Origin of the sequence: Adhaeribacter terreus (genome assembly GCF_042657365.1) — a bacterium.
GTDB classification, from domain to species: Bacteria; Bacteroidota; Bacteroidia; order Cytophagales; family Hymenobacteraceae; genus Adhaeribacter_A; species Adhaeribacter_A terreus.
Genome location: NZ_JBHSKT010000002.1, coordinates 447,346 through 459,224 on the forward strand (window position 1 = coordinate 447,346; position 11,879 = coordinate 459,224).

Below are 11,879 nucleotides of genomic sequence, written 5' to 3' on the forward strand. Positions count from 1 at the left end.
TCGTAAGTTTTTTACTAAAAATGGTATCGTTTCAGACTAAAAAAGTCAATCCGGAAAACCGGCTTCAAAGATAGTCGATTTTCCGGATTTATAGATTTTCAAGCTAAATTATTTCGGGTCATAAGCCCATTTTACGTAAAGCGCACCCCACGTAAAGCCACCGCCAAATGCCGAGATAATTAAATTATCGCCTTTGTGCAGCTGGTTTTCATAATCCCACAAACAAAGCGGAATGGTACCGCTCGTAGTATTGCCGTATTTCTGAATATTCAACATTACTTTCTCCGGACCAACGTTCATGCGCTGCGCCGTAGCGTCTATAATGCGCTTATTGGCCTGGTGCGGTACTAACCAGGCTACATCGTCAGCGGTCAGGTTGTTGCGTTCCATAATTTCCGCGGAAACATCAGCCATTCCTTTTACTGCAAATTTGAATACGGTAGTGCCTTCCTGGTAAACGAAATGTTCTTTAGCAAGCACAGTTTCCATAGTTGCCGGTTTGCGGCTACCGCCAGCTTTCTGATGCAGATATGCAGCTCCGGAGCCATCGGCTTTCAGAATAGAATCCAGTACGCCATAACCTTCAGTATTTGGTTCCAGCATTACTGCGCCGGCGCCATCACCAAAAATAATGCAGGTTGCGCGGTCGGTATAGTCAATAATGGAAGACATTTTATCGCCGCCTACAATTACCACTTTCTTGTATTTGCCGGTTTCAATAAACTGGGCGCCGGTTGCCAACGCAAAGATAAAACCCGAACAAGCCGCCTGAATATCGTAACCGAACGCATTTTTAGCGCCAATTTCTTCCGTAATTAAGTTAGCCGTTGCCGGGAAAACCATATCCGGCGTGGTGGTCGCGCAGATCAGCAGGTCAATTTCTTCGGCGGTGGTGTTGGTTTTTTTTAGCAGATCGTTTACGGCTTTTACCGCCATAAAGGATGTGCCTAAACCTTCGCCTTTCAGAATGTGGCGCTCTTTTATACCGGTGCGTGAGGTGATCCATTCGTCGTTGGTATCTACCATCGTTTCCAGTTCCTTGTTCGTTAAAATGTAGTCAGGAACGTAACCGCTAACGCCGGTAATGGCAGCCGTAATTTTTGTCATAGTTTTAAAACGGGTACTATGTAAAAAAAGCGCCGTTAAGCGCTGTGAGTTTTTTTGAATTTTTCAGAAACGTCGGAACTGGCCATCTGGTATGCTTGTTTCAGCATATTGCAAATTGCGCCCGGCGAAGATGCTCCGTGGCCGATAATGGCATTGCCGTTTATTCCCAGAATAGGAGTGCCGCCAACTGCTTCATAATCAAGCCGGTCAATAAAAGAGTCGGAGATGTTTTTCTCTTTCAGAATGTCGTAGAAAGACTCGGCCATTTTCAGAATCACGTTACCGGTGTAACCGTCACAAACGATCACATCGGCTTTGTCGTTGAAAAGGTCGCGGCCTTCAATGTTGCCAATAAAATTAATATTGGTGTTAGCTTTCAGAAGCTGGTGCGCAGCCTGGGTGGCCATGTTTCCTTTGCCTTCTTCTTCGCCTAAGCTCATTAAGCCTACTTTCGGGTTGTCAATTTTCAGAACTTCTTCCGCATAGATTGAGCCGATCTCGCCAAATTGTTCGAGCACTTCTGGTTTGCAGTCGGCATTGGCGCCAACATCTACAATTACACCAATGCCGCCGTTCAATTTAGGGGCAAAGCTGGCAATGCAGGGGCGCATAAAACCTTCTACTGCTTTCACGCTGAAAAGCGCTCCAACCAGCATGGCTCCGGTGTTTCCGGCACTGGCAAAAGCGTCAATTTCCTTCGCTTTAAGCATAGCATAGCCTTTGGCAATGCTGGAATCAGGTTTATGGGTGAGCGCCTTCGTAGGATGCTCACCCATTTCAATTACCTGCGTAGTATGAATAATAGAGATCCTGGAAGAAGAGAATCCGTTTTTTTGCAGTTCGGCCTGAATCTGAGATTCATCACCAATCAGCACGATTTCAGCTTTTCCGGCCAGCGCTTCCGCTGCCAGTATGGCTCCTTCTACCGTAGCACCAGGGGCGAAATCGCCTCCCATTGCATCCAGGGCTATCTTCATGTATGTAGCTTGTGGGTTATTTACACATTCAGTTTAAAACAGCAAGGCTATTTAGCAAAGCTGAAATTAGGCAACGGAAGTATAATTCTCGATCACCATTTTGCCGTGACGGTACAGGTTACCTTCGCTCACGTAAGCATGGTGAAATAAATGGATTTCTCCGGTTGTAGCGCAAGTAACAACTGCTTTTGGAGTCAGTTTGTCATGAGTTCTTCTTTTGTCGCGACGGGTTTTGGAGATTTTTCGTTTAGGATGTGCCATCTTACTTAAAAACTATTTATTTACTTATTTGGAATTTATTACTATTTAATCTTTTTCAAAGCTGCAAAACGCGGGTCAGCCGGTTCGTCATCATCATCGTCCGAATCGTTATCCGGCTCGGTAGAAGAAGTGTAGATCAGGATATCATCATCCGAATCGTCTTCATCTATTTCCTGCTGGAATTCGGGCTTCAGTTTCTTCATTGGAATTTGCAAACCAATAAAATCGAACAAATGCTGGGCAATATTGAATTTCTGCGCGCCGTGCTTTATCTGCAGAATGTTCTCATCCAGTTCCGCTTCTTCGTCGCCGTAGCGCACGCGCAGAACCTGCGTAGTGTCTATCGGGTAATCGAATTCGTCCAGGCTCCGGTCGCAGGTTAAGCGCACGGTACCGGTAATATGAAACGTGAAATTGAGCAATAATTCCGACTTATCAAGCGTAACGTGAGCTTTTAAATTGCCACCGTTCACCAGGTTCTGGTCGAATTGGGCAAAGAAAGCATCGTTCAGCTCGAAATCATATTCGTGCTGCTTATTGCTTAGTTTGTCAAGACCGATGTCGAATGTATGCAGGGCTTTCACTGTTCAGGATTTATCGCAAGCTGCAAAATTAGCAACTTATTTCCGATATTAAAAATATATTAAACCTTTTTAATTGCGCGGATTGGCATTGAAACGGCGTTTCCGGATAATATCTACGGCCAGTAAAAGGGCTTCACGGAAAGAGCTTTCCTGCGCAACATTCTGACCGGCAATATTGTAGGCCGTGCCGTGGTCTGGAGAAGTTCTTACAACCGGTAAACCTGCCGTAAAATTTACGCCATTTTCAAAGGCCAACGTTTTGAACGGAATTAAGCCCTGATCGTGGTACATCGATAAAACAGCATCGAAATGTTTGTAGCTCGCCGTGCCAAAAAAGCCGTCGGCCGGGAAAGGACCGAAGATCAGATTGCCTTTTTCCTTCATTTGCTGAATGGCCGGAGCGATGATTTCGCCTTCTTCGTTGCCCAGTAAACCATTTTCGCCGGCGTGTGGGTTCAGGCCTAACACCGCAATTTTAGGCTTCTGAATATGAAAATCGTGCTTCAGGCTTTCCAGTAAAATGGTGAGTTTCTGAATTAAAAGTTCGGTGGTTAATTTACCAGGAACGTCTTTTAAAGGCACGTGACCAGTAACCGTTGCCACGCGCAGATCGCCGCCAACCAGGAACATTAAACTGTTCGGTGCTTCGAAATAATGCGTCAGAAATTCAGTATGGCCGGGAAACTGGAAGTTCTCCGATTGAATGTTGTCTTTGTCGATCGGGGCGGTTACAATGCCATCTATTTTGCCGTTTTTCAGGTCTTCGGCGGCGCGTTGCAACGATTTTAATGCACTTTGTCCGGATTCGGTAGTTGGTTTGCCTACGGTTAGCTCCAGGTCTTCTTCCCAGCAATTGATTACGTTTACTTTTTTAGCGTCAGAGCCTACCGTTTCGGAAATAACCTGCAAATGGAAATTCTCCAGTGCCAGTTGTTTCTTAACTTTGTTCAGTAGTTGTATGTTACCGTAAATTATTGGGGTACAGAAGTTTAGAATACGGTGATCGGCCAGGGTCTTCAGAATTACTTCCGGACCAATGCCGTTGAAATCGCCAAGCGAAATGCCTAACCGCGGTTTTATTTTATGTTCCATTTAAATGAAATCAGTTTTTGAAGGCAAAAGCATACCGTTTTTTTAAGACGAAAGTATCAGGCTTTATTTCTGATGAATGGAAGAATTTACTTCTAAAGTCTGAAACAGTTTGCTGCCACGAGTTTTTCGCCCGAAAACCATAGCGTTTCAGAGCAGTTTTCGGGAAATATCAGATCTCACAGATTTATAAAACCTGTGAGGTCTTCAGCCATAATTTAAGCTTTTTTGCTTTTTACTTTGGCTGCCAGGAAATCGTAGATCAGGCGCACGGCCGAACCGGTGGCGTGCTTGCCGCGGTAAGAATCTGGTGCCGTTAAGAAAGCAGTTCCGGCGATATCCAGGTGGATCCAAGGATAACTGGTGAAATGCTCCAGGAATTTACCAGCGGAAATATGACCGGCTTCGGCCATGCCAATGTTCTTAATATCCGCAATATCTGATTCTATGTGCTTACCGTATTCATCCCAAAGCGGGAATTCGATCATGCGTTCGTAGGTATGTTCGCCGGCAATTTTCAGTTGGGTTTTTACCTCCTCGCTAGCGGTTCCCATCATGGCCATGGCTTCTTTGCCAATAGCACGAACTGCGGCACCCGTCAGGGTTGCAAAATCAATTACCAGTTCCGGATCGTATTTGCTGGCAAAACTTAACGCATCAGCCAGAATTAAACGGCCTTCGGCATCGGTATTCAGCACTTCCACGGTTTTGCCGCTATGCATCGTAATTACATCGCCAGGCGCGTAAGCCCGGCCACCCGGGCGGTTATCGGTAGCCGGAACCAGTGCAATAATATGCAGCGGTAATTTGGTTTTAGCAACGGCATACATAATACCAGCCACTGCACCAGCACCCGCCATGTCCGATTTCATCAGGTCCATGGAGTTTGGCGTTGGTTTTAAGCTTAAGCCACCTGTATCGTAAACTACGCCTTTGCCCACCAGGATAATTGGTTTTTTATTCTGCGCGTTTTCGGGTTTCCACTCCATAATAGTGAACGTAGGGGGGTCGATGCTGCCTTGGTTCACGCTTAATAAACCGCCCATTTTCAGGCTTTGGATCTGCGTCATTTCCAAAACTTCGGTCTGGAAACCAGCATCTTCGCCAATTTTTACAAACTCTTCGGCTAAGTTTTCGGCGCTCTGGAAATTGTGTGGTTCGTTTACCAAGTCGCGGGTCAGGAAAACACCGTTCAGGACGTGGTTCAGGTTAGAAACTTCGGCTTCGGTATATTCTTCGCCGGTAATTAAAATGCTTTCTAAAACCGATGGTGTTGACTTCGATTTGTATTTCAGGAATTCGTAATTGCTCAGGAAAATACCAACTGCCACAAAACGCGCCGCATTGGAAGCGGTAAGGTCAGAAATGGCAATGTTTTTTACTTTATCGGTTTTCAATACTTTCTGCAAGCCGTGGCCGGCCAAACGAAGCTCTTCCTGGTAACCCGCCATCGTTTTCTTTTCAGGCACCACTACAATGTAAATTTTGTAAGTATAGCGGTTAATGAAGATCATTTTGCCTTTGGAATCGAGCTGACTTTGCGCGAAATTTTTCTCTGCATCGCTCAGGTTCGGCACCAGACCAAGATCGGCAGGCTGAATAATGTAAACTACGTCGGTGTTTTCCGCTACGGAAGCGTTATATTTTAATTGCGTTGGCATCGTGGTAAAACGGTTAAGTTCGGCGCGCAATATAGCAAATTGCTTTTTCAGACATAAGCCTTTAGTCGCAAGTCTTTAGTTTTTTTTCGCATTTCCAGACCAAAATTGTTGCGATCCGAAGGTCTTCAGGAGTTTGCTGGAACCTGAAGCCGCGAGATTTTTCTGAGTTTTATGATTAACGTGCCACGCGCATGCGCTCATGGGACTTTTTGTGCCCGAAACGATAGCACTTTTGAATTAAAAGCCTGGCCAGTTTCTGAATTTAATAATAATAAATATCTTGGTTTGAAAATTATGTTTAGTAGGATGTTTTGTCCTGAAATTCGCCGGTAAAATATTCTCGTAAAAAAGGCGTAATTTTGTAGCAGTTAAAATGAGTTTTCAGCCTTAAAACGATACCGTTTTTGGATAAAAAAGTAAGCCCCAAGAAACACCTAGGTCAGCATTTTCTTACCGACCTGAACATTGCCCGGAAAATTGTTGACCAGCTCACGCTTCCTGACGGAATAAAAAATGTGCTGGAAGTAGGACCGGGCATGGGCGTGCTCACGCAATATTTATTAGAACACCAGGAATATAAAACCACGGTAATTGATATTGATAAAGAGTCGGTTGCTTACTTGCAACATCATTTTCCGGCGCTCGAAGACCGCATTTTATCGGCCGATTTTCTGAAGCTCGATTTTGAAAAATATTTCCCGGGCAAATTTTCCATCATCGGCAATTTCCCTTACAATATTTCCAGCCAGATCTTTTTCAAGGTTCTAAAGCATAAAAACCAGGTGCTGGAGGTAGTGGGTATGTTGCAGAAAGAAGTGGCTGAACGCATTGCTGCGCCTCCGGGCTCTAAAACCTACGGCATTTTAAGCGTGCTTTTGCAGGCTTATTACAATATCACGTATAATTTCACGGTTCACGAAAACGTATTCAATCCGCCGCCAAAAGTAAAATCTGCGGTAATTAGTTTGGTGCGGAACGAAGTGAAAGAGCTTCCGTGCTCCGAAAGTTTATTTTTTGAAGTAGTAAAGCAAAGTTTTTCTACCCGCCGCAAAACATTAAGAAATTGCCTGAAGACCTATAATTTACCGCCTGAAACAAGCGCTATGCCCGTTTTTGATAAAAGAGCAGAGCAACTTTCGGTGGACGATTTCATAGAATTGACAAAAATTATAGAAAATTTTAAATCCCAAGCAGCGAATTAAGCATTTGCCTTGTCATATATCTGAAGGCCGGAAAACGGTAGGGTTTTGGTACCAAAAACTGTAGCGTTTTCCAAATCTTTCATCTACACTATATATAATAGAGTAGATTCTTAACCAAACAAATTTTCATCTGCCGGAAAAAGCTTTCGAGCCTAACCCGACGCGCTTGCCGAAACATGAAACCGAATTGCCTCATTGTCGACCTGATGCACCCCAGTATAATCGATTTGCTGGAAGAAGCCGGTTTCACTGTTTCATATCGCCCGGAAATTAAACCCGACGAGGTAAAAGCAGCGCTGAAAGGATTCCGGGTGTTGATGGTCCGTAGTAAGCTACACATTACGGAAGAACTTCTTTCGGAAGCCGATGAACTGCAGATCATAGCACGCGCCGGCGCCGGCGTAGACAACATAGATGAAGCCGCGCTCATTCGGCGCAACATTCAGTTGGTAAATGCACCCGAAGGCAATCGCGACGCGGTAGGGGAGTTTACCGTGGGTTTGTTGCTCGCACTGTTCCGGAACATTGTGAAAGCCGACAAGGAAGTAAGAGAACATATTTGGCACCGTGAGGAGAATCGCGGGGAAGAGATCTTTGGTAAGACAATCGGTATAATTGGCTACGGCAACATGGGGAAAGCGTTCGCGCGTTGTTTGTTGGGGTTCAACTGCCGGGTAATTGCCAACGATACCTTCAACGATGCAATTTTTGATGAAAATGCGGAGCGGGTTTCCCTCTCCGAAATTTTTGAGCAGGCCGATGTAGTGAGTTTTCATATTCCCTACACGCCCGAAAATTACCATTTTGCTAACGCTGCATTCTTCAGGAGTTTTAGAAAAAAGGTATGGGTATTAAGCACGGCAAGAGGCGAAATAATGGATTATACGGCATTAGTGGCTGGTTTACAGGCCGGGCGTTTGAAAGGCGCAGCCTTAGACGTGCTTGAGAATGAAAAACTTGGCACGTTGAACGCCCGGCAACAGGTAAATTTTGAATTCCTGGCCCAGGCCCCCAACGTAATTCTTACCCCGCATATTGCCGGATGGACGCACCAATCCTATCAGAAAATCAATGAAGTTTTGGTACAAAAGATTAAAGCTATTCATTATCAGAAAGATGGCCTACGCTGATCAAGAAAAAAAGGTTTAAGATTTTGCTAGTTATTTTTTTAAGATGTACCTTTAATGCTTTGAATTATACCCACTACCAATAATTTCATTCTTTTTTTAACCCAGTATGATGCGAAAACTTTTACTACTGTTCGCTTTCTTAGGTTTCACGTATGGGGCGGCACTCGCCCAAACGGGTAAACTGGCCGGAAAGCTGATTGACAAAACAACCCGCGAGCCGATTCCTTTCGGTAACGTTGTTGTGAAGCTGAATGGTGCGCAGAAAGGCTATGGCCAGACTGATATCAACGGTTTTTATTCTATTTCTCCGCTTACGCCGGGTGCTTACACCGTTGAGGTACCAAACGTTGGTTACATTACCAGAGTTATCAGCGGGGTAGAGGTAACGGTAGATAAAACTACCAGCCTTAACATTGAGCTTTCTCAAAACGTGCAGCAACTGAACGAAGTTGAGATCACTGCTTACGAAGTTCCGATTATCGGTCCTGAAAAAGTTGGTCAGACCCTGACCAAAGAGCAGATCATGAAAGTTTCTACCCGCGAAGTAACCACGCTCGTACAAACTGCTTCCAACGTAGGTTCAACCGATGATGGCAAAGCTGTAAGTATCAAAGGGCAGCGTCCTTCAGGTACTGCTTACTATGTGAATGGTGTAAAGCAGTTAGTAGCACCAAACCTGCCAACCAGTGCCATTGCCCAGATGACGGTAATTTCTGGAGGTGTGCCTGCTCAATACGGTGACCAGACCGGTGGTGTTGTAAACATTACAACAACTGCCCCATCCAGCAAATTTATGGGTGGAATTGAAGCTGAAACTTCTGCTCCATTTGACAAATACCATAACAACCTGGTTAACTTTAACCTGACCGGTCCGCTTATTCAGAAGAAAAGCGTAGATACTACAGATTTTACAAGCAACCGTACTATCCTGGGGTTCTTCCTGGCAGGTCAGTATCAGGGTTCCCGCGACGATAACCCATCTGCTCAAGGTGTCTATACATTAAAAGATGATGTTAAAGCCCGCCTGGAAGATAAACCATTAGTAGCCGATCCGCAGGGTGGCTATACTTACACGGCTCAAACTTTAACGCTGAACGACTTTGAAAAAGGTAAACTGCGTCCGAATGTAAAGAACAACATCATTTCGGTTAACACTTCCCTGGAATTCCAGCCGAAAGATAATATGATGTTCAGCTTCGGTGGTAATATCAACCACTCACAGCGTGATCTGTATCAATTAGGATATTCTGTTTTCAATTCAGACAACAACCCGGAGCAACGCCTCGATAACTGGATGGCTTATGCCCGTTTTACGCAGAACTTTAAAGATGCTGTTGGTGACTCTTCTGCTAATCCGCTTAAAAATGCTTATTATCAGATCCAGGTCGACTACTCTAAATATGACCGCACAATTCAAAACAAGCGTCTGAAAGATAATATCTGGCGTTATGGATACTTGGGTAAATTCGATCAGACTGTTGAAGCGTTCTATTCACCAGGCACGGTTCGTGTAAAAAGTAATCCGAACGATCCGAACGATACTACTACTACTGTTTACCGCGATGCAATGATTGATCGTGGCGATATCAGCACTGGTGTAACTTTCTCAAGAGATGAAAACTCTAATCCGATTACTGCGAATTATACCAAGCAGATAATTGATGACCGTTTCGAAGCGGGTAACGAAATTTCGAACCTGATCGAACTTCAGATCCTGGGTGGTTTGCTGAATGGTCAGAACCCGTTCCCGGTTTATTCTATGTATTCAAACGTTGGTACAATGTACTCAACGTATCAATTACTGAACAACGACCAGTTCCGTTTATCGGCTCTGGGTTCTGCTGAGTGGGGTAAACATACTTTTAAACTTGGTTTTGAATTCGAACAGCGCGTAGAAACGAACTATGGCGTAAATGCAAGCGGCCTGTGGAACTGGAGCCGTGGTTTATTAAGCACCGATATGAACGGTCTTGATAAAGATAATTACATTGTTTCTACCCGCGACGTTGACGGCATTGAGCAGACCTTCATTGATTTTGCTTATAAGCCAAATGCTACTCAGAGCACTTTCTCTCAAAATCTGCGCAAGAAATTAGGTCTTGCTGCAAACCAACCTATTAATATAGATGCAGTAAGCCCGGAAGATCTTTCAACAAGCATGTTCTCTGCCGATGAACTGATTACGCCAGGTTTAGTAAGCTACCAGGGTTATACTTACGATGGTAAACGTTCTACCAAGAAAGTTGCCTTCAACGATTATTTCTCCGATGTAGCTAACCGTCCGCAGGATGCTGTTCGTCCTATTTATACCGCAGCTTTCATCGAAGATAAATTCCAGATCGAAGACCTGACTTTACGTGCAGGTGTTCGTGTTGACCGTTTCGATGCAAACCAGAAAGTATTAAAAGACCCTTATACATTAGTTGAAACGCTTAAAGCCGGAAATGTACGTGACCTGCGTTTTGCAGATAACTATGCTATTCCGTCTAACATCGGCGACGACTATGTAGTTTATGTAAACAAAAACTCTGCTGATTTCCAGCAGAACCAGACATCTGCCTCTAACTTTGGTGTGGTAGGTTACCGCAAAGGCGATGTATTTTATGATGTGAACGGAACCCCAACCGATAACCTAGCAGAAATTCAGAAGAATGGTACTTTCCCACTGTTCGATCCTGCATTGCAAGGTACAGTAGGCTCTGAATATTTACCAGACCGTCGTTTATCAGTTAGAGCATTTAAAGATTATGAGCCGCAGTTCGTTATTATGCCGCGTATCTCATTCTCTTTCCCGATCTCGGAAGATGCTCTTTTCTTTGCCCATTACGACATTACTTCCCAGCGTCCGGAACGTAACGGTACCCTGCCAAGCGATTATTACTTCCTGCTTGGTTCAATTAACGCCCGGAACGAAATTAACAACCCGGATCTGAAACCACAGAAGAAAATTGACTACGAAGTTGGTTTTGAGCAGCGTTTAACCCGCTCTTCCGGCTTAACAATTTCAGCTTTCTACTCTGAGAACCGCGATCAGATCTCTTTCCGGAAATACACCGGTGCTTTCCCGCAGGATTATATTACTTTCAGCAACCTCGATTTTGGTGTTGTGAAAGGTATGACACTGGAGTATGACCTGAGAAGAACCAAAAATGTTTCGATGAATGCCAGCTATACCCTGCAGTTTGCAAAAGGTACAGGTTCAAGCGCAACATCAGGTTACAACCTGGTAAGCCAGGGCCAGCCAAACCTGCGTACGCCGATTCCATTAGATTTCGATCAGCGTCATAACTTTAAAGTGAACTTCGACTTCCGTTTCAGAGATAACGAAGGCCCGGTATTGTTCGACAACAAAATCTTCCAGAATGCCGGTATCAACTTTAACCTGAATGCTGCATCAGGAACTCCATATTCGCGTCAGGCCAATATCACCAACTTTATCAACGCCATTGGTCGTCCGGTACTGGAAGGTAGCCTGAACGGATCTAACCTGCCTGCTAACTTCCGGGTAGGTCTGCGTCTGGATAAAGACTTTAATATTAAAGGAAGCGAAGACGGAAAATCTTTTGTAAAATCTCTGAACGTTTATTTCCGGGTGCAGAACCTGTTTAACACTATGAATGTGTTGAATGTGTACCGTTACACTGGTTCTGCATCTGATGATGGTTATCTGGATACATACCGCGAGAAATTTGGTAGCGAAGCAAATCAGTCTCTGATGGATCTTTACACGATTCGCTTACTGAATGGTGATAATAATACAAGTAACCCATCTAACTATTCATTACCACGCCGTGCCCAGATCGGCTGTGTGATTTCATTCTAATACTGTAATTTTTATATCTGAGATATATGCGTAATAAACAACTAT

At 44.4% G+C, this 11,879-nt stretch carries 9 protein-coding genes; 3 read left to right on the forward strand and 6 right to left on the reverse strand.

Going from position 1 to position 11,879, the window contains the following annotated elements:
• Window positions 1-108: 108 nt before the first annotated feature.
• The 6 genes from ACFPIB_RS04885 to ACFPIB_RS04910 all read right to left on the reverse strand — a co-directional run bounded on the left by ACFPIB_RS04885 (window position 109) and on the right by ACFPIB_RS04910 (window position 5,679).
• Entirely contained in the window at window positions 109-1,107 is a 999-nt protein-coding gene (locus tag ACFPIB_RS04885; protein ID WP_378016314.1) for a beta-ketoacyl-ACP synthase III, read from the reverse strand.
• A gap of 35 nt (window positions 1,108-1,142) precedes the next feature.
• The gene (plsX, locus tag ACFPIB_RS04890; RefSeq protein WP_378016315.1) at window positions 1,143-2,084 is read right to left on the reverse strand and encodes a phosphate acyltransferase PlsX; all 942 of its coding nucleotides are present in this window, start codon (window positions 2,082-2,084) and stop codon (window positions 1,143-1,145) included.
• Between the two features lie 66 nt (window positions 2,085-2,150).
• Window positions 2,151-2,345 carry a 50S ribosomal protein L32 gene (rpmF, locus tag ACFPIB_RS04895; protein WP_200505314.1) on the reverse strand — a complete coding sequence of 65 codons (195 nt, stop codon included), beginning with the start codon at window positions 2,343-2,345 and terminating at the stop codon, window positions 2,151-2,153.
• A 41-nt stretch (window positions 2,346-2,386) separates the two neighbouring features.
• Complete coding sequence (locus ACFPIB_RS04900; protein ID WP_378016316.1) at window positions 2,387-2,929, reverse strand: YceD family protein; 543 nt, start codon at window positions 2,927-2,929, stop codon at window positions 2,387-2,389.
• 69 nt (window positions 2,930-2,998) lie between these two features.
• Entirely contained in the window at window positions 2,999-4,021 is a 1,023-nt protein-coding gene (gene pdxA, locus ACFPIB_RS04905; protein WP_378016317.1) for a 4-hydroxythreonine-4-phosphate dehydrogenase PdxA, read from the reverse strand.
• Window positions 4,022-4,236: 215 nt separating this feature from the next.
• Window positions 4,237-5,679: a leucyl aminopeptidase family protein gene (locus ACFPIB_RS04910; protein WP_378016318.1), complete on the reverse strand. Its 1,443-nt coding sequence runs from the start codon at window positions 5,677-5,679 to the stop codon at window positions 4,237-4,239.
• Window positions 5,680-6,083: 404 nt separating this feature from the next.
• On the opposite strand from ACFPIB_RS04910, the gene rsmA reads away from it, so the two are divergent.
• The 3 genes from rsmA (at window position 6,084) to ACFPIB_RS04925 (ending at window position 11,834) form a co-directional block, all read left to right on the forward strand.
• Complete coding sequence (gene rsmA / locus ACFPIB_RS04915) at window positions 6,084-6,881, forward strand: 16S rRNA (adenine(1518)-N(6)/adenine(1519)-N(6))-dimethyltransferase RsmA (RefSeq protein ID WP_378016319.1); 798 nt, start codon at window positions 6,084-6,086, stop codon at window positions 6,879-6,881.
• Window positions 6,882-7,057: 176 nt separating this feature from the next.
• Window positions 7,058-8,011: an NAD(P)-dependent oxidoreductase gene (locus ACFPIB_RS04920; RefSeq protein ID WP_378016320.1), complete on the forward strand. Its 954-nt coding sequence runs from the start codon at window positions 7,058-7,060 to the stop codon at window positions 8,009-8,011.
• 106 nt (window positions 8,012-8,117) lie between these two features.
• A complete protein-coding gene (locus ACFPIB_RS04925; protein WP_378016321.1) occupies window positions 8,118-11,834 on the forward strand; it encodes a TonB-dependent receptor in 3,717 nt (1,238 codons plus the stop codon).
• The last annotated feature ends 45 nt before the right edge of the window (window positions 11,835-11,879 follow it).